General features: G+C 55.8%; 17 protein-coding genes. 13 read left to right on the forward strand and 4 right to left on the reverse strand.

The genetic code is table 11. The annotated features are described in order from the left end of the window. Nucleotides 1–156: 156 nt before the first annotated feature. Both HCN58_RS05840 and HCN58_RS05845 read right to left on the reverse strand, forming a co-directional pair. Nucleotides 157–612: a hypothetical protein gene (locus HCN58_RS05840; protein WP_171578388.1), complete on the reverse strand. Its 456-nt coding sequence runs from the start codon at nt 610–612 to the stop codon at nt 157–159. Between the two features lie 229 nt (nt 613–841). Continuing rightward, nucleotides 842–1021, reverse strand: a complete 180-nt coding sequence (locus HCN58_RS05845; RefSeq protein ID WP_171578389.1) for a hypothetical protein — start codon at nt 1019–1021, stop codon at nt 842–844. Nucleotides 1022–1603: 582 nt separating this feature from the next. On the opposite strand from HCN58_RS05845, the gene galE reads away from it, so the two are divergent. From galE to HCN58_RS05865, 4 genes are all read left to right on the forward strand, one after another. Continuing rightward, entirely contained in the window at nt 1604–2602 is a 999-nt protein-coding gene (gene galE / locus HCN58_RS05850; protein ID WP_171578390.1) for a UDP-glucose 4-epimerase GalE, read from the forward strand. A 301-nt stretch (nt 2603–2903) separates the two neighbouring features. Further along, a complete protein-coding gene (locus HCN58_RS05855) occupies nt 2904–4016 on the forward strand; it encodes a glycosyltransferase (protein WP_171578391.1) in 1113 nt (370 codons plus the stop codon). 358 nt (nt 4017–4374) lie between these two features. Beyond that, nucleotides 4375–5700: a right-handed parallel beta-helix repeat-containing protein gene (locus HCN58_RS05860; protein WP_171578392.1), complete on the forward strand. Its 1326-nt coding sequence runs from the start codon at nt 4375–4377 to the stop codon at nt 5698–5700. 198 nt (nt 5701–5898) lie between these two features. After that, nucleotides 5899–6600, forward strand: coding sequence for an FkbM family methyltransferase (locus tag HCN58_RS05865; protein ID WP_171578393.1), 702 nt, complete (start codon nt 5899–5901; stop codon nt 6598–6600). 207 nt (nt 6601–6807) lie between these two features. On the opposite strand, the gene HCN58_RS05870 is transcribed toward HCN58_RS05865, so the two are convergent. Together HCN58_RS05870 and HCN58_RS05875 are read right to left on the reverse strand one after the other, a co-directional pair. Next, nucleotides 6808–7638, reverse strand: a complete 831-nt coding sequence (locus tag HCN58_RS05870) for an FkbM family methyltransferase (protein ID WP_171578394.1) — start codon at nt 7636–7638, stop codon at nt 6808–6810. Nucleotides 7639–7703: 65 nt separating this feature from the next. Beyond that, nucleotides 7704–8702: a glycosyltransferase family 2 protein gene (locus HCN58_RS05875; protein WP_171578395.1), complete on the reverse strand. Its 999-nt coding sequence runs from the start codon at nt 8700–8702 to the stop codon at nt 7704–7706. Between the two features lie 170 nt (nt 8703–8872). Here HCN58_RS05875 and HCN58_RS05880 point away from each other — a divergent pair, with 170 nt between their 5' ends. From HCN58_RS05880 to HCN58_RS05920, 9 genes are all read left to right on the forward strand, one after another. Then, a complete protein-coding gene (locus HCN58_RS05880; protein ID WP_171578396.1) occupies nt 8873–10360 on the forward strand; it encodes a lipopolysaccharide biosynthesis protein in 1488 nt (495 codons plus the stop codon). A 378-nt stretch (nt 10361–10738) separates the two neighbouring features. Next, nucleotides 10739–11509 (forward strand): methyltransferase domain-containing protein, encoded by a 771-nt coding sequence (locus HCN58_RS05885; RefSeq protein ID WP_210265875.1) that lies wholly within the window; start codon nt 10739–10741, stop codon nt 11507–11509. Then, nucleotides 11506–12531, forward strand: a complete 1026-nt coding sequence (locus HCN58_RS05890) for a polysaccharide deacetylase family protein (protein WP_171578397.1) — start codon at nt 11506–11508, stop codon at nt 12529–12531. Before HCN58_RS05885 ends, HCN58_RS05890 begins: the two co-directional genes overlap by 4 nt. Before the next feature lie 144 nt (nt 12532–12675). Continuing rightward, nucleotides 12676–14292: a class I SAM-dependent methyltransferase gene (locus tag HCN58_RS05895; RefSeq protein WP_171578398.1), complete on the forward strand. Its 1617-nt coding sequence runs from the start codon at nt 12676–12678 to the stop codon at nt 14290–14292. Between the two features lie 178 nt (nt 14293–14470). After that, nucleotides 14471–15748 carry a polysaccharide biosynthesis/export family protein gene (locus tag HCN58_RS05900; RefSeq protein WP_171578399.1) on the forward strand — a complete coding sequence of 426 codons (1278 nt, stop codon included), beginning with the start codon at nt 14471–14473 and terminating at the stop codon, nt 15746–15748. Between the two features lie 126 nt (nt 15749–15874). Continuing rightward, entirely contained in the window at nt 15875–17809 is a 1935-nt protein-coding gene (locus HCN58_RS05905) for an AAA family ATPase (RefSeq protein WP_171578400.1), read from the forward strand. 41 nt (nt 17810–17850) lie between these two features. Next, nucleotides 17851–19203: an O-antigen ligase family protein gene (locus HCN58_RS05910; RefSeq protein WP_171578401.1), complete on the forward strand. Its 1353-nt coding sequence runs from the start codon at nt 17851–17853 to the stop codon at nt 19201–19203. 290 nt (nt 19204–19493) lie between these two features. Next, complete coding sequence (locus HCN58_RS05915; protein ID WP_171578402.1) at nt 19494–20222, forward strand: methyltransferase domain-containing protein; 729 nt, start codon at nt 19494–19496, stop codon at nt 20220–20222. Nucleotides 20223–20582: 360 nt separating this feature from the next. Further along, nucleotides 20583–22244, forward strand: coding sequence for an undecaprenyl-phosphate glucose phosphotransferase (locus tag HCN58_RS05920; protein WP_171578403.1), 1662 nt, complete (start codon nt 20583–20585; stop codon nt 22242–22244). The last annotated feature ends 129 nt before the right edge of the window (nt 22245–22373 follow it).

The raw sequence follows: 22373 nt of genomic DNA on the forward strand, positions 1-22373 counted from the left end.
AAGGGCGGCTATCCGCTGAACCGCTCGCAGTTTTGTGCGCCAGAAGACCGATCTTCTCAGCGTCGTTCATCAATTCGATCCGAGTCTAGCACGTGACGATGACGGACGAGTCAGGAGCGCCCGCACCACTCGGCTGATCCACCTTCGGAATCGATACTATTCAGCGTCTGAGCTCCGTCGGGCGGCTGGAGCCTGCTCGCGAGCTGCCGGCGAAGGCTTGAAGTCCGGAAATCGACTTAGTATCGCAGCCTTCAAGAATCTGAAATGCGAGATCGTTGTGGCAAGCTCTCCTAGACGACGTTGACCGTTCGCGATCTCGCTATTGAACAGATCTTGATGGTGTTTATCGAGTGGTTCTCGCTCAAGATACTCGTCCGTGGCATTTCCCTGGGTCACAGCGGCGCGTGCCAGGACATCTTCAACCCGTCGACTGAGACCCGATTGCTCCTGTTCGGCCGAATGAAGCGCATGCTGGACGGCGTCGAGGATGGCACTGACGCGCGCATGATCGGTTTCGGCATCGCGCTCGGGTGATCGCGCCTTGAATTCCTCGCCCCCCAGCCGAGCCTCAAGGAAGTTATGCAACCTGGCGCGCCAAAACAGCTGGAACATTTTCGCTATCTCCGGTCCAAAGCCGTAGTCGCTAAGCATAGCGTCGCAAACACACCCGATCTTGGTCAACAACGCCTAAACTTCGAGCCGATGGCCCGTCGGGGGCAGAAAGTAACAGCCATTCCAATCGATCCCCTGCTATCTTCACAAGGGCATCTGCCACATGGGCATCTCGACCGGGGATTGCAAGTTGAGCGGCCTCAAGCGCAACGGCGATCGCAAATGATGATCAGACCAGACGGATTGAATGGCGCGGGCACGCCACGACCATGAACCCAGCTGCCATCGCATAAGCGGCAAAGCGCTCGCAATCCGCGCCGATCTCGCTAATGGTTGGCCTCATTCCGAGAGGAACGAGAGTATCGTAGATGATGAAGCCGACGGACAAAAAAGCGGCAATCTTTGTCAAATCACCTCCGAGTGCAGCTTGTTGACCAAACCGGAGATTACGCCACTTTCATTTTCGAAGCACTCCCGCTACGCCACCCGACAAGCGAGAGCACGTCGGTGGTGTTGGTCTTCATTGAACCGCGGACACTCTTTGGCTGGCGCCGCCAGACCCAATGCCTTATCATTGGCAGATAGACCCGACGATGAAACTTGCGCAAATGCGGTGCCGGAGGTGGCCCTGATGTTCCAGGCCTATCTCCTCGAACCGGCCGGCTGAGCGACGCTTGAAACGGCATGGCAATCCATATCCGAAATCACTTCGGGGGGCTTTTTGATGTCTCGACCTATGTACGCACCATCAAGGTGCCGCCGAAAGGGGCTTTACCGAGCTCAAGAAGGTGAAAGGCGAACCGAAAAGCGCGGAGCAGTTGGAACGTCAGCCTTTCGGCAGGGTTTTACTCGACCGTGATGGGACGCGCATCTTGGAGGCCAGCGTGAGTGTCCGCTATTTCAAGTAAGCCTCCGGTCAGCATCTCGGCCGCATGAGCACCGCCTGAAACTTCGTTATTTAGAAACGTGACTCATCCAAAGGAGTTACCGAATGACGATACTGATCACGGGAGGCGCCGGGTTCATTGGCGGCCATACAGTTCTCGCTTTTCTCGATCGGGGCGAAATTCCAATTGTTTTGGATGATCTGTCGACCGGCAACAGAGCGGCAATCCCATCAGATGTCCCCTTCTTTGCCGGCGATGTCGGTGATACGGAGTTAGTATTGCGTCTTGTACAAAACCATAGGATTGACGCGATCCTACATTTCGCGGCCAAAATAGTCGTTCCGGAATCGGTAGCCGATCCGCTTAACTATTATCTCAACAACACGGTCAAAACACATGCTCTGCTACAAGCAGCGGTGAGAGGAAAGGTGAAGCATTTTGTTTTCTCTTCCACTGCGGCAGTTTATGGCAACACAGGTTCTAAGTCTGTAAGCGAGACCGCTGATCCAGCGCCGCTTTCGCCTTATGGAAGGTCAAAGCTGATGTCGGAGTATATGCTGGTTGATGCAGGCGAGGCATATGATCTGCGGTATGTGATCCTGCGCTACTTTAACGTAGCGGGGGCCGATCCTGCCGGGCGTCTTGGTCAATCGACACCTGGTGCGACGCATCTAATCAAAGTGGCCCTTGAGACGGCACTTCGGCGACGCACCTACATGAGTATTTATGGCAGCGACTACCCGACACCCGACGGGACGTGTGTGCGAGATTACGTGCATGTCTCCGATTTGGCTCGGGCGCATCTCGCGGCGCTCGATCATCTGCGGAATGGTGGTGAGTCGCGAACGCTCAATTGCGGCTATGGACGGGGATACTCAGTCAGAGAAGTCGTTGACACAGTAAGGAATATCACGGGAGTTGATTTCGAAATTCGCCAAGCGCCCCGCCGAGAGGGAGATCCCGCCTCAATTGTTGCAAATAGCGATCAACTTATGAAGCTGGGATGGAAGCCAGAATTAAATGATTTGGCAAAGATGATCGAGCATGCCCACAACTGGGAAAGCAAATTGATAGCAGCTGAGTCCCGAACTGCCATCCGTTAGCGAGGTCCACCAGTAGCCAGTCTTTAGCAAATATGTCGCGAACGCGACGAGCGGTTTTCCAGCCCGGCCGCCCGTCCCGCGCTGTCCATTGGTTCAGCGCTGAAGCCCGGCGTTACACGGCCAACCCGGTGCTTCTCCTGGTTAATCCTCGAACCATTTCCGCTCCACTACACCTGCGCGAGGCAGGCGCCACATCGTCTGGCTGGCTCCAAGGGCCAGTGGCGCCGTCGAAAGTCCTAAGCTAGTATTCCAATCGAGCCGCTCACTGGGGCGATCGATGCCGTCCACTCCTAGAAACATAGTGTTTGTCATTAACTCGCTCGCAGCCGGTGGGGCAGAGCGTGCGCTAACCGATTTGCTGGCGTACCTGCAGGATGATCTTCGGCAATACACCGTCCATCTTGTGCTTCTCGACGTCGAAGAACAGCGGCACGCCGTGCCACCTTATGTACGAAAACATATTCTCGACGCCAAATTCGGTATGCTCTCAAGCATTGTTTTGCTTGGTCGACTCTTGAGAGAGTTAACCCCTGCGGTAACGTTGAGTTTCCTCAATCGGGCGAACTGCGCAAATGTCGTTTCGTCCAAGATTCTCGGATATCCATGCATAATCAGCGAGCGTGTTCACACCACCAGCCATTTCGGGACCGGCGTTGGCGCCGCGATCAACAAGGCAATCGTGCGGCTCACGTATCGCCTTGCAGACCAAGTGATCGCCGTATCAGAAGGCGTCAAAGATGAGCTGATTACTAATTTTGGTGTGCGCGAGACGAAGGTTCGCGTAATCTACAACCCCATTAATATCGGGCGTATTTGTGAAAGAGCATCAGAGGCGCCCAGTATAACACTCCCAAAACCATACATACTGGGCATGGGACGCCTGGTTCCCAACAAGAACTTTCGGCTACTGATTGAATCGTATTGGTCGTCGGGTATTAGCGAGAATTTGGTTATTCTCGGTGAGGGCAGCGAGCGCAGCGACCTCGAGATGCTCGTATCGAAGCTCGGCCTGCGCGAACGCGTTCTCCTGCCGGGCTACGTGCAGAATCCGTACCCGGTTCTTAGGGGCGCGCGCCTGTTCGTATCCTCCTCAAATGCAGAGGGGTTTCCGAACGCGCTGATTGAGGCAATGGCTTTGGGCTGCCCAGTTGTGGCAACTGACTGCAACGCGGGGCCAATGGAGATATTGACGCAGAAAATGGCTCCCCGCCCCTCCGAGGTGACACTCGCAGAATATGGAATCTTGGTCCCCGTCAGCTCAGCGAAATTGTTAACTGATGCGATCCGTATCGCCAGCCGCGAGGACATCAGAGACCAGTACTCACAACGCGGCAAGCAGCGTGCGCGAGATTTTGGGATACGTAGTTCAGTTGACCAATACAGGTCGGCCATAGCGTCATATGCTTCCGTTTGATTTTGCACCATGCGGGCTGGCCTTCTGCTGCAGGATGTCCGCGCATCTGAGGCTGTGTGGGGCACGCATGTTCTCGACCGGATCCGAGCCGCCCGAACTATCCCCGTGACGAGTCCTCCACGACGTAGCTCGCTGGTCGTCAAGCGCCGAATGTCGACGGGGAAATGTGTCAGCTGAGGCGAAATGGCTTCGGTCGGGGGACCGCTATGATCTGTTCCTGATGGATGAGACGATTGTACGATTTCGTGATCTGCTGATGACCTCAACGGGTGTATTCTACGCAATTACTCCAGGATGCCAACGCGACCATGCCGAGGGAGAGGTGGCTGGCCGTTGGTTGACAGTTGGGGAATTACTGATGATCACCAAACGCGCGCTGGGATTGGGTGCAATTAGCGCCGTGGCGGCAAGTTTCGCGCTGCCGTTCCGTGTCGAACGATCAGCTGAGGCGGACGAGAGGCGCGAAAGCGGTGAACGCAAGTCGTTTGCAAACCGCAGGTACATCACTCCGGTGGGGTCTGGCAATCGGTCCGGAACCGATTGGCAGAACGCAGCAACGCTCGTCGACATTAACGAAATGATCCGGCTCGCCGGTCCCGGCGGCACGGTTAATCTGCTGGCCGGCGACGAACCTTTTCGAATTACTGACCCGATCGCCATTTCACGTGGCGGCGTGTCGCATGCGCCGGTCAAGGTCATGGGTATCGACAGCGCCGGCGCACCGGCCAAGGCCCGCGTCGTCGGCACGCGCACGAGTCCGTATCCCACTACTCGCGAAGACTTTGCTGCGATGGACCGAGGTAGCGACGTGTTCCGACTCAAGGCCGGTGCCGATCACCTCCACTTTTCATTCCTGGAGTTTCAGAATATCGGCAATGGGGCGTTCTTGGTCCAAGCAAACATAGCGGCTTTAACACTGGAAGATATCATCGCCACGAACGCAACGCGCTTCTTTGAGCGCGATTCCAACAAAATGTGCACGGTCACCGACCTTAAAGTTAGGCGTGTTTCCGTCGATGGCTTCTCGAAGTCCGCTTTCCGCCTCGACCAAAATACGTCGAATGTTGTGATGGAAGATGTGTTCGGCGATAGCATGCGCCAGGATTTCGACAATTTCGCGGAGGGGGTGGATCTATCGGGCAATGTGCATGACGTGGTTTTCCGTCGCTGCGTCATGCGCAACTCACAACAGACGCGCGGGCCTGATGATTTCTGGAATGGCGATGGCTTTACCTCCGAATTGGGCACGCACAGCATCCTCTTCGAGGATTGTATCGCGAGCGGGAACACGGACGCTGGCTTCGATCTCAAGTCGAATAACGTGACCCTGCTGCGCTGCAAGAGCTATGGCAACGCCGCCAACTTCAAGCTCTGGGGCAAGGAGAAGGTGGTGATGCAGGAGTGCGTCTCTGAAAATCCGATCCAATACGGTGGCAACCAGAGCCCGACGCACATTACCGCTCCTTGGGGAGCCAAGGTGATCGTGAAGAATTGCCGTTTCACAGACCGAAATCGCGACGCAACTGTGTATCATACAGATGCGAACGACACAGTGAAGCCGCCGGTTGGCTCGACTATTACCGTCACCGGCTCGGGCGTAAACAGTTCGGGTAAGCTTTCATTCGTTGATCTCAACTCCAAAGTTTTCATCGACGGGGTCGAGCAACCTCTTGACGGGCGTTGATGAACTCCCGGACAGGACGCTAAGTCTCGGAAGAGAGGATACCAACTCCTACTGTTTCGGTGTGCTGGAATGTTCAGGCGCCTAAACCTGCAACGTTGGAGGAAGGCGGTCGATTCCTTCGGCCGTTGGCGAGGAACTGTAGCATATTTCCTTTTCGCATGGCATCGGGTGATCAGGTCCGGCAATAAGGTGACGGAAATGCGAATCCCGACCGTGACACATCCGATCCGTCTGCGTCCCGCGACGACCGACTGGGTCATCATGGAGCAGATTTATATTGATCAGGCGTTTAGCCTGTCACAGTGGCCGGAGCACGAGCGCGCCATCCATATACGTTACGAAAATGCCATAGCGCGTGGTCTGACTCCTGTCATCGTGGATTGCGGCGCACATATCGGCTTAGCCACGCTGTGGTTCGCGGTAAAATTCCCTCGTGCTCGCATCTTCGCGATCGAGCCGGCGTCCGAAAATTTCGATATTCTGTGCTGGAACGTTAAGCCTTATCCGAACATCACACCGATCCATGCCGCCGTATGGGATCACGAGGCACAGGTCCGGTTGGTCAATGCGGGCAACGAACCATGGGCATGGGAGACGAGAGAGTATAATTCCGGGGAAGTGCCGACCGTCACCATACCCGGTCTTTTGGGCCGCGAGCCCGATAGCGTTCCTCTCGTCGTCAAGATCGATATCGAGGGTAGTGAGATTGAAGTATTTCGCACCAACCTGGAATGGATCGAGCGAACGCCTTTGATCGTCGTCGAGCTGCACGATTGGCAAGGCGGCTGGCGCGGGACGGGGCACGCCGTGTTCTCGGGCCTCAGTACCCATCCCCGTGATTACATGCAACGCGGTGATAATATGTTTTCATTTGCTCACCATACGTCGCCCTCGGCCTGAGCGGAGTGAACGACAGACGATTTCGTCCGAGTGGACGCGCCGGAACGGGGCCTTCGTCCGTGATCGGCTGGAAACCGGCAGTCCCCGGAAACGGCATCAAGACGGAGTTCAGGTTGTTCGGCGCCTGCTCCCAGGTTCTGGCCTTGCCATCGGCACGCCAGAATTCGGTCTCCAAAAATTCGCGAGACTCTCCGGGCAGTTCGTCGGCTATTCCAGCTTGGCATGTGTATCGTACCAGCCAACCATTGGCTTCCCGCGCACCCATCCCAGCAACCGAGTGATCCCCTTCCCGCCTGGCAAGCGCGACAAAATCGCGTTATCGCGAAATAGTCGGTAGCCTGCAAAAATGCCCCGATATTCTTGCAGGCATTGGTCGTAGCTCAACCACGCCCCGGGAAGGTCATCCCCAAACGGACCAGACGCACTGTCTCCGAAGACGTAATAGAGAGGATCGCCGCGGAGGGTCGTGGTCGCAATTTGGGTCCGTTGCATGCGAGCCTGCTGAACCGGCTTAAAGCCGTGGTAACCGAGATCCCGCAGAGCATCCAGTTGAGCGACGATCCGCGAAAAATCGAGCTCTTCGGCCTCGATCGAGATGTAGCACGGGCGATCCTTAAGTCTGTGCAGCCCGTCCAAAACCAGATGATCGGCGCCCTCGATATCCACCTTCAAGTAGAAAGGGACTCCGAAGGTCAAAAAGGCTTCCACGACATCGACCCGCACGACTTCGACTTTGACCGATCTGGCTCCACTCTTCTCGTTCCGTTCCGCCCAGCTTGCATCGATCGTGCCCCAAACGGATTTCTGCAAATTCTTGTAGAAAGCAACGCGTTCACCTGCCATTGCAGGCGCGATAGCCCCCTCAACTATTTGCAATCGCCCCTCTGCAATCGCATCTCGGAATCGCGCCTTGCAGTGGGCGACGAGGTCCGGATCCGCTTCGAAGGCGACTACCCGGAAACCTTTCTTGAGATAGAAGTCGGTGTCTTCGCCTCTATGCAGTCCAATGTCGAAAATCAGATCCGGCTGATAGGCCATGTGCGCAGCCTCTCCAAGCAGTCAACGCATGATCGCGTGTGGTCCTCCGAGCGGTGCCAATAGTGTTAACGGAACTGGCTTCCTGTCCCGCGCCTGGGAATTCCGATCACTCCGCTGGTCCAAAGCACAAACCGCCGAATGAGCTGCTGTATTGGCACGGGCACGTACGAGAGAGAAAGCAAAATAAAGTAACGGTACGGATCGATCGAAACAAAGAAGCCACGATAAATCTCGGGCGATACGCGTTCGCGCTGATGAACTGCGCGTGCATATTCTAAGACCTCGTGATTGAAAAGCCGCATGAGCAAACGGCGTCGTTTCCCTGACGACTGAGTTATCAGGTCCTCGAGAGTCGCGCAGACACAATGGCGCACATGGGTAGTAATTGATTGCTGCATCTGGCCCGGTATTGAGCGATAGTATGAGCTGCAGATTCGCGGCGAGGCGAGCGCATCAGCGATGTACAATAATCGCAACCACATCTCCTTGTCTTCGCCGCGGCGGCAACGCTCCTGGAAGAGGCCTGCTTCGATCACCATGTCGCGGCGAAGAACAACACCGGAGCACATCACTGGGCAAGAGCCCAGGCGCAGCCAAGTCGAAACGAAACTATCGAAATTCAGCTGCGTGAAGCCTAGCTGATCGCGGGATGCGCTATACGGGTCACGCGTCACACCGCTGGACCAGATGTTCTCCCAGCCCGTGAAGAGCATTCCTGTACGATCGCTTGCTCGGGTAAGAAGCTTTTCGATTTCCTCGATAAAGTCTTCACGCCAGCTGTCATCCGCATCCAGAAGTGCAATCCAACGCGATCTTGCAGATCGAATTCCGACATTCCGAGTCGCGGGCAGACCTCTCTGCTGGGGGTCGGTTCGCCGGAGCAGCCGTATTCTCGGGTCTTGAAATCGCGCTACCTTGTCGATACTGCTGTCAGTCGAAGCGTCGTCAACGATAATGATCTCGTCGACGGGTCTGGTTTGGGCCATGACCGAAGTGATCGCGCGGGCAATATAGTGCTCTTTGTTGTAGAGCGGGATCACGACAGCAAATGTGTTCGTGGACATGAGCAGCCCGCCTCGTGCACCGCTGCGTTATCTGCGCCACAATTGTATACGACGCACATCGTGGCGTCACGCACTGAATGGAGCCAGAGTGAAGCCGGTTCCAGCGTTCGTAGCTCGATGGCCGTTTTTCAAGCTAGGTGGAAAGCCCTGACCAATATGCCGAGGTTCGAATGCATCCCCTATTTGAAAACTCAAGCCGCGGGCTGAAGCTGGAAGCACAACGGGCAAGCGTTCTGAACCTCAGCGGTCGTGGCATAGATCTCTTTTTCCAGTTTGCTGTCCTGACCGTTTTGGCGCGGCTGCTCGCCCCTGCTGATTTTGGGGTTTTCGCGATGGCAACCGCCTTCCTCTGGATCATTATGAATTTCAGCGACTTGGGGCTTGCCATGGCGTTGCTTCAGCAGCCCGATTTGAACGAGCGGCAGGCATCCGCCGTTTTCCGAATCAATTTGTTGGCCGGGCTCGCTTTCGCGGGGCTATTCCTAGCGTGCTCGCCCTTGCTTGGCTGGTTCTATCACGATTCTCGGGTGACGCATGTAGCGGCCGTCCTGAGTCTTACGTTTGTTGTTTCTGGGCTCACGGGCGTGCAACTGACACTGCTCCGGCGAGCGTTGAGATTCGATGTATTGTTGCGCGCTCAGATTGCCGCGTCCGTCGTTTCGTCGGTAGCGGGAGTTACCCTAGCGCTCGAGGGCGCGGGCTATTGGGCCTTAGCAGCCCGTGCGCTCGCCGATCCGCTCACTTACGCCGTGGTGGCCTGGACGTCGTCGGGTTGGCTGCCTGGCCGGGCCGAATGGGATCAAACTACCAAACTCCTGCTGCGCTACGGTGGCTATTACCTCGGGTTCAATCTTCTCTCTTCGATTGGCCGACAAGCGGATAGCATTCTGCTCGGTTGGCGCTTCGGAAGCGTCGAACTAGGGGCCTACACCGTGGCAACCCGGCTCTTTTATTTTCCCGTTGTACAAATTTCTTGGCCACTTGGCTACGTTATGATTCCTGCTCTTAGCCGCCTCCGGGATGACCCTGATCGGCTGAAAAGGTGGTATTCGAAGCTCCTCCGGCTGGTGACTTTTGTAGCCTTCCCGCCTCTTTTCAGTTTGGCGATCTGCGCAGATGACGTTGTATATCTGGTCGCTGGTCCGCAGTGGGCCAAAGCGGCTGATATCCTAAGGGTTCTCGGTCCAATTGGTGCGCTACAGGTGGGCGCTGCCACCATTGACTGGCTGATGGCCTCGCAGGGACAAGCGCGCCGCTCACTTGTTTTGGAGGCAGCTAGAACAACTACGTATCTGGTGTGCGTCATTATTGGACTTTACTGGGGAGCAATTGGCGTCGCGACCGGGCTCGCGGCAGCGAATCTGCTGTTGTTCATTCCTGGATTGGTCTACGCCTTAAAAGGCACGTCAATCCGTCTCGTCGACGTCCTGAAAGCTCTGTTGCCGTGTATCACGTTGATGATTCTGACGGTGACTGCGGTATTCGCGCTGAGGCTTTTCGCGCAAGATTGGAATCAAATTGTACGCTTGCTGGTTACAGGTGCGGTGATCACCGGCATTATGATCTGCGGGGCGGCCCTGGTTTACGGTCATTCGTTCTTGAATCCTCGTTTTCTCATATCAAGCCTGACGTCAACGCTGTTCGCCGAGCGTCGCTAAACTTGTCGGCTTGAGATGTCGATTCGAACCGAACGACGACTTCTAAACACGATTGCGCGTTGGGGAACATACGCCCTGGGCACTGAAGAGAGCGCCAGCCGCGTGTCTAACATCGCTCCAACCGACCAATTGCCATCCGATAGTGCACCGCCACGGTGACCATAATGGGGCCCTACTAACGCCACGAAGAAGGCGGGGTTCCGCGTCTGCTGGCGCTTGTATAAGCAGGCCACCAGGTGCATCATGTTGGCGATCCGTAAATCGCTTGGCGCACCTACAGACACGAGGTTAATCCCGCAACGCTACACGCATCATCGTGGCGTCGCACCGTAAACGGCACAGCCAAGGTCACGCTCAATCTGTTACGCAGAACGCGAGATGATGTACTCGGTTCAAAGAACAGTCGCTGCCGTCCTGAAGGCGGTCCTACCGGACGCGATGGTTCGAAGGCTTCAACTCCGGTGGAAGCAAGCAGCCATACGGAGACTTCTGATTTGGCCGCCAATTGGCACTGTCGCGTCGCATGATCTCCTGCGCCGCACTACTCCGATCAGTCGGGAGTACGGCGCCGATCGCGGCACCACTATTGATCGATACTACATTGAAAGTTTTCTGAGCCGCCATTCGGGCGACGTTCGCGGCACCGTACTTGAAGTACACAATGACACCTATACGCAACGGTTTGGCAAAGAGCGAGTAACGCGAAGTGAGGTTCTAAGCATCTCACCAGGGAGCAAGGTAACGATCATTGCCGATCTAACTTCGGCTGATCATATCCCGTCAAATACGTTCAACTGCATCATTCTGACTCAAACACTCCAATACATTTATGACTTACCTGCTGCGGCGGCTACGATACACCGAATTCTCGCCCACGGGGGCGTGCTCCTCGCGACTGTTCCAGGCATATGCTGCTTAGGGCCCGAAGTGACGGTTTGGCCGTGTTATTGGGGGTTTAGACCAGCATCGTTGCGCAAGCTCATTACCGACGTTTTCCCTGAACGCAGCGTTTCGGTCGAATCGGCTGGAAACGTGCTTGCGGCTGTCGCATTTCTGCACGGGCTCGCCCTTGAAGAGGTGAACCGCGCCGCACTCGATGCGCATGATTCTGCCTATCCAGTGATCGTAAGCGTTCGGGCCGTCAAATGATCTCGATCCTGAAGAGCACGGCAAAGAGATCGGTGAGCGGCGTTCGGCGGATGCTTAACTCTGCCCCCTCATCCCGACCTATGATTCTGATGTACCATCGAGTTTCTACGACACGTCACGATCCCTGGGGTCTGACTGTCACGCCTGAGAATTTTGTCGAACATATTGAATTGATTGTGCGCAATCGTCGTGTCATGTCCTTGCGGGATTTTTTCCAGCGATTTCGCTCGAATACACTGCCGCGCGGGGCAGTCGCTATCACTTTTGACGACGGCTATGCGGATAATTTCTATCTCGTCGCCCCCTTGCTAAAAAGGTTCGACATACCTGCAACCTTATTCATCACAACCGGCTATCTAGACCGGCCCGAATTCTGGTGGGATGAGCTAGACCGATTGCTGTTTTTGTCTTCATCCCTGCCGTCCGAGCTCGATCTCACCATAAACGGGAAACAATGGCTTTTTCGGCGACCTTGGATCGAGTCGTTGTCAAGCGGCAGATGGCTTGAGAGACAAAATAGACCGAGTTCTCGGCACAAATTGCTGCGTCAAATTTGGCAACAGATGAGAGCGGTTTCGCCTGAGGCTCGGGAAGATGTACTCCGGCAGCTGCGCCGCCGTCTAAGCCGTTCAGATGACGCAGACGCGCCATTTGAACATCGGCCTATGACGAAAGAAGAGGTTGCCAGTTTCTCGCAGGACGAATTGATCGACATCGGAGCTCACACCCTATCTCACCCCAAACTTTCTACCCAACCGCCATTGGCTCAGCATCTCGAAATTAGCCGGAGCAAAGAGATCTGCGAGGAGCTCATCGGCCGTGAGGTCGTCAGCTTCTCCTACCCATTCGGCGATAAATCGGCCCAGACAATGTTGCTGGTACGCCGCGCTAATTTACAATTGGCATGCACCACCAGATCCGGTCCAGTGCGACCGACCGACGATTGCTTCGATCTCCCTCGTTTTTGGGTATCCAACTGGAATGGCGAGGAGTTGGACGCCAAGTTGAGGGAGTACTCCTAGCCCAATTTCGGCAACGAGATCTGGTGGTCGAGAACCCGATGGAGAGGCGGAAGATGGAGCAGTTAGGCGTGGCCGAAACTGCGCGCCTTGAGGTTTAGCGGCTTAATAAGGTGAGAGCGGGAAGTTTTCAGCGGAGTACGGAGGATGCCAATCGCCATCAGAGTCCGGCAGCTCCTTTCTCGGAACCGGAAAGACTTGCTGTGGCTGGGGTATGTCTTAGGCATTGCTCCCTGGGCGCACCGCGCGGCCCGACCGCTGCACCAGTTGCAACGTTGGCTGGTGCGTTACCAGCGGCAGCGGGACGTTGATCACCGGATGGAGTTGCTGCGCGCGCGGATCGCACGCGCATGTTTGACGCAGGGCGATCATCGTGTTGCTGTGGCGGACTTGTCTCCTGAACTCGACGCTACTTGCCGACCGCTCAGAAGCACCAACGAGGAAATAGCTCTCGCCGACATCGATCAGGATGGTTTACTCAGCCCTCGCTTCGAACCGTTCTGGGATGCGCCGCGCGTTGATGCCAACGGATTCCTGCCACGAGGCCGCTTCGAACTTACGGTGGTGGATCGTAACGGATGGGTGGCGGTGCGCAAAAATTTCCGCGGAGACAAGGTCGCCTTCGTTAATGAGCTTGAAGCCACTCTCGATCTCAAAGCCGCAGGGTGCAATGTCCCGGCAATTTTCGACGTCGACTTCGAACGGCTTGCGATCACCTATGCTTATATCGACGGAGTAGTCGTACGCGAGGCCCTGGCTCAAGCTGGAGCGCCAATACGGGATCGGGACGTGACGCCCGTGCGCTCCCCCATCGCAAACCGTATCATCAGCAACAGAGTGTACAATAAGCGAATTGTAGCCGGACGAGGCCTCATTGAAGACGTTCTGGATGCCAAGACGATCGCGAGCGTCGGCGAGGGTCTGCTCGCGATCCATCGCGCGGGTTACGCGCTAGAGGACGTGAAGTACGGTAACGTCATCATCGAAGCGGCGACTGGCATTCCCTACTTCGTTGATTGCGAGCGAGCATTGCCATTGCGTCAGTTCTCTCCCACGACCGCAACCTTTCTGCGCGATCGTGATGCGGACAAGCTCAACTCGCATTTCGGCACCCATCTACTCACGGCGGCGCAATTACGACGGGTTCGATTGGGTGCTGACGATATATACTCTCCTTTCTATGCTGGTGCTGGAATCAGGTTGGGAGCAATCTGGAATCCGGAGCTAGGAATACTGCGTTGGCGCCACATGTTGGCTAATCACGTGCCCGTGCCAGTTGGTGGTCGAGTTCTGGATCTTGGAGCAAATAGTGGCTTTAACGCGCTGCAGATGCTTCGTGCCGGGGCGAAAGAGGCTATTGGAGTGGAGATCGACCCTGCCGTGATCGAGCAGGGACTGTTCGTAAAGCGCGTTTTTGAGTGGGCGGATAACACCGAATATCGTTTCTCGTACGTTCACGGCTCGCATGCAGATATCGGATCGATGAACCTTGGTAGGTTCGACCTGATCACGGCATTCTGCACGCTGTATTATCTGAGCCGCGATGCAATGGCGAACACGGTTTCCGAACTGGCGCGGCTCGCCGATACGCTTGTGTTAGAGTGCAACAATGACCGCGCAATCAAACGCGGCGACCCCGAGACCTTCATCAAGGCCTCGCTTTCGTTCAATGTTGAACTGGTCCGCAACAACGGCTTCCCGAATGTTACTGTAATCGAACGGCCCGGGTCTGATCGCCCGCTGGTGGTTGCGCGAACCGCATAACACCGACGGCCGCGTTCCGTTAGATAGCGAGAGGATGTGGTAGTAACCTACCCATCAAGCTTTCTCCGATGCGTCGGTTCCCAAAGCACTGTTGTTGGCGGACCCTAGTTGCGCGCGCGTTCTGCAAGGCGTACCATGATGCCTCTGGCGCCGGCGGAATTAGGATAGCGGCATTGCCATGAGGTTTTTGCGTTCGCGTGTTTGCATCCCGTGGCTCCGTAAGAAACGGGGCGCGGTGTTTATTTTTCTCCTTTGTTTTGCCATGCCGGCAAGGGCTGAATATCGCCTCGACGTTGGTGATGTAATCGAGATATCGGTCTTAGGCGTACCGGAGTTGCGGCAGCGGGTTCCGGTGCAACTCGACGGCAGTATTTCGTACCCCTTGCTCGGATCCTTTGCAGTTTCCGGGCTATCTCCATCGGAGGTCCGGGCGAAAATTCAAGCCATTCTTCCGACCAAAGTATTTCGACAAAGGGCGCCGGATGGACGCGAGAGCGTCGTCGTCATAGAGCCTGATCAGGTGACCGTAGGTGTCGTCGAATATAGGCCAATATACGTGAATGGCGATGTGTCCAAGCCAGGTGAGCAGCCCTATCGCCCTCGTATGACCGTACGCCAGGCCGTCGCTCTTTCAGGCGGCTACGACATTATGAGATTTAGGACGAACAATAACGCGTTCCTCGAGTCGTCTGACTTTCGGAGCGAATACGAATCGCTATGGACTGAATTCGTGAAAGAGCAGGCACATGTCTGGCGTCTACGAACCGAGCTAGGGGGCACGGATACTTTGGATCAAACGATCCTGCGCGAAGCGCCGATAGCTCCATCGGTACTTTTGCAAATCGCACATCTGGAGGACGAAAAGTTGAAGAGCCGCCAGACTGAATATGATCGAGAGAAGGCGTTTCTTCAAAGTGCCATTAAGCAGACCGACACCCAGATTGCAGTGCTATCGGATCAACTGCAGCAGGAGGAACAAGGGGTGAAGGAAGATACCCAAGATCTGCAGCGGATCACTGAGCTTCTGGGGAAAGGATCAGTGACCGTCCCCCGACTGACCGATGCTCGTAGAGCCCTTTTGCTGTCCTCGACGCGCAAGCTGCAGACAACCGCGCAACTGATGTTTCAAAGGCGGCAACGGCAGGATACTGCAAGACAGCTCGAAAGGCTCGATGACCAGCGCAAGGTCGCCTTACTGAACGAGCTCCAGGACGCTGGCGTGAAGATCAACCAAATAAGAGCGAAGCTCCAAGGGGTCGCTGAGAAGATTCAATTCACGGGCTTGATCAGATCACAGCTGGTACGCGGGTCTGGAGGAAAGCCGGAAATTGCCGTCGTTAGGAGCGGGCCAACTGGTCGGGAGCGCTTCATCGCGGAGGAAGATACCGAGCTTCAGCCAGGTGACGTGGTCGAGGTCGCGTTGCGAGCTGGGGACGCTGCAGTACCTGCGCAATGAGTGGGCGCACTGCTGCAGTTGCTTCCAACCAGCTCCTTAGCTTCTTGCTAGTCTGCTTACCGAGCCGGGGTGAAGCTGGGAGCAGGCATTCGGCAAGGCCACCCACTATCTTTTGGAGGGGCTGAGATGCTGGAAAAGACCACTTGGCAGACGCCAGCTGCGGCAGGTGATCCTCGAATAGTAAATTCAAAGGATCCGTATATTGATCTGGTTGGCGTGTTTCGTGTCTTGCGACGAAGATGGGCGTTGATCGCCAGCATTTTGGCATTCGCCATTTCGGTTGCGGCAATCTATGTGGCCGCGACGCCGCAACGCTACACTGCCTCCTCGCTGTTGCTGTTCGACGTCCGCGCGGCTGAACCCTTTCAGCAGCGCGGTTATCCGAATGCGGCCGCAGACTCGGCCTATATCGATAGCCAGGTGGAAGTCCTTAAGTCAGAGGCGATAGCGAGATCAGTCGTCAGGAACCTGAACCTCCTGTCCGACCCGGAATTCATTTCGCGAGCGGGCGGCTTCCTGAGGATCCTCCACAAGATCTCGAATGCCCTCGTTGGCTCGGGGAGAATTTCAACGGAACCCGATCAGGAGGGCCGGGCTGTCGCAGCTTTCCAAGCAAACTTGACGATCAAACGCATTGGCTCGACCTATGTCATTCAGATCGACTATCGATCGCGGGACGCAACCAAGGCCGCGCGGATCAGCAATGCTGTAAGCGACGCCTATCTAGTCGATCAACACGAGTCGAAATACCGTCTTGCGTCCCATGTAGATGTTTGGCTTCGAGATCGGCTGGACAAACTGAAGGCGCAGGCTCAGAAATCGGAACGAGCGGTGGCGGAATACAAGGCCAAGAACAATGTTGTTGGTGCGGATTCACCTCTTCTAAACGAACAGCAGCTCGCCGATCTTTCCAGCGGCCGACGCGTCCTTCTCAAAGACCTGGAAAGCTCCGCACAATCATATCGAACGCTTTACGAGGCTTTTCTGCAACGGGTAACAGAGTTCACGAACCAGGAATCCTTCCCGGCAAACGAGGCCCGCATAGTCTCCGAGGCGTCGCCGATGCTGGTAAAGAATGATCCCAAACCCGTTCTCGTTTTCGGAGCTGCGTCTCTTCTTGGCCTTGTCGGCGGCCTCCTTGTGGCACTTGTACGAGAGTATCTCGACGGTAGTTTTCGCTCATCGGAGCAGGTCGAGAAGGAGCTTGATATCGAATGTCTTGGTGTTTTGCCGACGATTAGACCCGCGCACGATGGGTTGCCGAAACGACGTCGAGACGCTGAGAGTGGCGACCGTTTTACCTCGCCCTCCTCCAGAAAACACCGGTTTGTTGTCCGGGAACCCCTCTCCCGTTTTGCCGAGACAATTCGGTCCGTGAAAGTGGCTGCCGATATTGCCGGTTTGCACCGGCCCAACAAGATCATCGGCGTTACGTCCGCTCGGCCTTACGAGGGAAAGACGCTGCTTGCTGCTAACCTTAGCGAAATGATGGAGCTCTCGGGTTGCAAGGTACTTCTGATCGACTGCGATCTGCGCAATTTGGGGATGACCGCGCAATTCGCACCCGCGGCGAAGGCGGGCGTGACGGAGGTAATTGCAGGTCAGGCAGCCGTTAAGGATATCATATGGCGCGATCCGTTCACCAACTTGAGCTTCCTGCCGGCGAAGGCCGCCGTCAATCGTGATCCGAAGGCTGGAGCCGTACTGACTCCGGCGGATCTATGCCAACGGACGCAGCTCACCGCGGTGGGATTGAAAATGCTTCTGGAGTCCATCCGGGATCCGTACGACTACGTGATTCTCGACCTTGCGTCGGTCACGCCGATGGCAGACGTGAAAGCGATCTCCCATTTAATCGATTCCTTCATCCTGGTCATAGAACTCGGCCGCACTTCACGAGAAACCGTGATTGACGCTCTCGATTCAGTGCCTCCGCTGTTCGATAAACTCTTGGGCGTCGTGTTAAATCAGCACCAACAAAAAAGGCGAACGCGAATTAGGGACGTGTTGCGGCTCTGGGGTGGTCTGCAGCCCTGGCGAGAGCGCCGCTTTTCGAACTGACCCTATGTCGGCGTGCACCTGTTGAGGCTAGTCAGATCATAATGGAAGTACAGGTCCCATCCTTCCCGATCTACGTGTCTCTTCCAGTTTGCAGCGCAACGTTGTTGCTAGTGCTCGTTCAAGTGTGGCGGTTGCGAGACGCGTGCGCCACGTTCATTATTCTGGCGACGTGGTTTCGTTACAGCATAGCTGTCTTCCACCAGTATACGTATGCGCCGCTTGTGCTTGGCCTTTCGATGATTGCCCTGATGTCGATTGTGACCGTCGCGATCGGGTTACTCGTGATTGGCCCTCGCAATCTTTTGCTACGAGGCTTAACTCCCTTCTACACCATCATCCTTGTTATCCTGGTAAGCGCACTTTCGAACCAAGCCTGGATCGGAGCGATCAATGCCACTCTCAAATGGCTCTATTTGATGGTATTCGCGGTAGCAGGTTATCTCGCGATGCAGCGGATCGGGTCGGCTCGGCTTTTTCGCTCGTTCGCAGTGATTTTCGCCGGACCCATCGTGTTTCAATGGCTCTCAATACCATGGGGACTGAAAGTAACCAATGATGACGGATCGACCAGTTTCCTCGGCGGCTACCAACATCAGCAGGCCCTTTCGATCATTTTGCTGACGTTTTTGTACGTGACATGTTTTTCGCAAGGAATGAGTGTGACCGCCTCATATGTGCGGCTGGCTATTTCGGCGGCCGGCATTGTTTTAGCAAATTATCGAACGGCTCTGCTCGCGGCAGCCCTGCCAGCGGCCTCGCTTGCCGTCTCGACGGTGCTGAGGCACTTCATCCCTAAGCAACGCGCTATTGTGCTTGTAACCTTGGCGATTATGACGGTGTTTGTGTTTGTCGGATTCGCGATTGTGGCCCAAGATCGGTTCGCCGACATTGGAACTATGCTCGATAAGAATACATCATTGCTGCAGCCGCCCGAGCGCTTCTCGAGAGCCGAAACGCGGATGTTTTCCGGCCGAGCATACTTATGGAGCCAGTACATCGATGCTTATTTGGACGGAAGCATCATAAATATTTTGGTCGGCTTCGGGCCTGAAGGATGGGTCGGGCGATTTTCGCTATATGCACACAATACTTTTGTATCGTATTTGTACGAGCTTGGCTTATTTGGACTTGCCGCCTTTCTATGGATTTTGATCTCGAATTTTTTGACGGCCTTGCGCACGAGCAGCGATGACATGCCGCTCCTCATATCTTGCCACATTGGTTTCTTTGTCTTGAACCTGGCAACGATGCCTTTCTGGACACTAGAGGGGGCGATTCTCTATGCGCTGCTGCTTAGTCAAACGTGGCATTTGGCATCGACCAACGTGTCGACGGAAGAACTCTTGCATCCACGAGTAGGCTTGCGAGCGAGTGGGTCATTGCAGTCGCGTTAGAGGGGCCTTTCTCACTCTCGACGTTGGAGAAGCGCACGATCGAGGTTACAACCGGCCGTAGGACACAGATGTCGATCAAACTTGGTTCTCTGGTTGTGGGCATGGCAACATACGTCCCCGGGCTCCGGAGCCTGACGGGAAGGAAAACTGGCGGTACCGTCTCTGCGAGATATTGCTACTCCGTTTGGCTGCGTCATCTTTCAGTGCTGCACGGAAGCGCCCTGCCAACGGAGTTCGAGAGAGCAGCTGAGCTCGGGCCAGGTGACTCGCTCGGCATAGGACTTGCCGCGATGCTCTCCGGCACAGAGCACTACTTGGCGCTTGATGCCGTCCGCTACGCCAACAATTCGCTCAATTTGCAGATTTTCGAGGAACTGATCGGACTCTTTCGCGCACAAGCTCCGATCCCCGATGATGCTGAGTTCCCGCTCGTGCAGCCGTCATTGCCATCATACGCATTCCCTGCGGACGTTCTCACGTCGGCGCGCCTGGATGCAGCTCTCAGTCCGAAGCGGCTGGAGTTGATTCGAGCTTCCATTAGAAATCCGGCGACAACGGCGCGGGCAGACGCACCTATCTGCTATATTGCCCCCTGGGAGCCGGGCGTGATCCGCGATGCCACCGTGGATTTAGTGCTCTCACAATCCGTGCTGGAATATCCTCGTGACTTGGCTGGCATTTACGCCGAAATGTGCCGTTGGTTGAAACCCGGCGGCGTGATGAGCCACGAGATTGACTTCAAGTCCATGGGACTAACCACAGAGTGGAATGGCCACTGGTCGTGCTCAGATGCAGTCTGGCGCCTGGCGGCGGGCAGACGCCGGAACAGGGTCAATCGCGAGCCGCACTCAACGCACATTGCGCTCATCGAGAAAATGGGATGCCGTATCGTGCGCGATCAACGGATCATGCGGCCGTCCGGCATCACGCGGGCGCAACTTGCGCCACGCTTCCACTTTCTGGTTGACGATGATCTGACCACGAGCAGTGCCCTCATCCAAGCAGTGAAGCCGGCCTGAGTGGCACATGCGAAAAGTCGATCCGACCACCCCTCTACGACGCGAGTTTGGTCCGACGTGACGTCGCGCTGAAACGTCCCAGCAATGCCTCACAATGCGCACTTCGGTTCGGGCCATCCGCCACGCGGCTCTGCATAAATGATTTCTTCGCACCAAAAGGCGATTTTCAATCCGCGAAGAGCACTCAAACCAAGCTTCTTGGATTGCGCGCCGAAGGCTTGCGACAAACTTGAATTTGTCTGGCCCCGCTCTAGTCGACTCGGACTAGTCCGATGTGCATAGGCCAAATCTTCCCAGATAGCACGACAGTCGTACAGAAAGGCAGACGACATCTGGGCCTAATTGTCGAGGCATGGGGTAATGGCATCTTTTGTGATTGCTGGGTTGCCCTATGCAGACAATCTCAGTGTTTCAATCGATCCAGGCGGTGCTCGCCGCCCCAACGCCAGTATCCTCCGCACTCCTTGCAAGCCGGCTGCCTCTTCCTCTTCGCGGGAGCGATTATCAGGACCAGGCTCACAAGTCGACCAAGGGACCGAAACCTCGATCTTTGCCTTCCTCCTCTGGCAATATCGACGAGGTACGGTAATGAAGGCGTTGCCGACAACTGCATCACACCGCGGTCGATACACCGCCGGCGATTTAATTCGACGCTTACGGCTCGGCTACGAGGAATTCATGTTCCTCGCGATCTTTTCGGATGCCTGTGCGATTGTAGTCGCGAGTGTCGCGGCGGGCGGGATTTATCACTGGATCGCGTTCGGGAAATTCGCAAGCCTGAATGATTCTCTTGCTCTGGGCGGAATTTTGGCCGCGCTGACCGTGGCACTTCTTAAAGTCAAGGGCCTCTACACCCCCGACGCCTTGCTTTCGGTTCGCGCGCAGATCGCTCCAATCATGTTGAGCTGGAGTACCGTACTCTTCCTCCTCTTCGCTGCAAGCTTCACGCTGAAGGTCAGCAGTGACCTGTCGCGGGGCTGGGCCTTGTCCTTCGCGATAGTCGCTCCCTTGTTGATTCTCTATCAGCGGTCCCTGCTCAGCGGTGCCATCCTGGAGATCGTCCAGAACGGCTGGTTAAAACGCCCGAAAATCATTCTCGTCACGAGTCACTCAGCATCGACGGTTGCCGCGGACGAGGCGCTGCGCACGTATGATGTCGTAGGAAACCATTTACTTCCCCAAAACCCCGAAGACATCCAATCTCTCTTTCGGGCTCTCGTGAGCACCTGCCGTGGCTCTGACATCAGGGAGATTCACCTTGCTATAGATTGGGACCGTTGGTCCGCTACCAAACGGGCGCTAATCGAACTTCGCGAGCTTCCGTTGCCGGTGCGGCTAATTGCCGATGCGACGGTCCGCGAGATCCTGCAGTCACCGCAGACGAAGCGATGCGGCGCGGTCAGCTTCGAACTTCAGCGAGCGCCGTTAACACCGGGTGAGCGAGCGACAAAACGGCTCTTCGATCTAGTGGCCGCTACCTGCGGCCTCTTGGCGTTGGCGCCTTTTCTGGCGGCAATCTCGCTCGCAATCTTGGTCGACTCACCCGGTCCGGTTCTCTTCCGGCAGAAGCGTGGGGGGTTCAATGGACGCTCTTTTCAAATCCTGAAATTCAGGACTATGCACGTCATGGAGGACGACGCCATGATCAAGCAAGCCACGCGTGATGATGGTCGGGTGACGCGCATCGGCCGATGGCTGCGTCGGACGAGTATCGATGAGTTGCCACAGCTCATCAACGTTCTGCGTGGCGACATGTCACTCGTCGGACCTAGGCCTCACGCGCTCGCCCACGATGATCAATACAGCAAGCTGATCGCGAGTTATCCGTGTCGCCACCACGTGAAGCCCGGAATAACCGGGTGGGCTCAAGTCAATGGCTTTCGCGGTGAGACGCCAACCTTGGCGCCAATGAAGCGGCGGGTGGAACTGGACCTTTGGTACGTCAGCAATTGGAGCCTTTGGCTAGATCTTCGAATACTCATTCGGACCGTCCGCGATTTTCATTCGCGGAATGCATTCTGAAAAGCCAACGCGTGACGTTTTCGACGAAGAACGCCAAAGGGAGTGCCGCAAATACGAGCCAGCACGCAAAAATTACGGAGCTCGCTGTGAAGTAGAGGTGCGTCATGATTGTATGCGTCTTGGGTCTAC

This window comes from Bradyrhizobium australiense, assembly GCF_013114825.1.
In the GTDB taxonomy this organism is placed as follows: Bacteria; Pseudomonadota; Alphaproteobacteria; order Rhizobiales; family Xanthobacteraceae; genus Bradyrhizobium; species Bradyrhizobium australiense.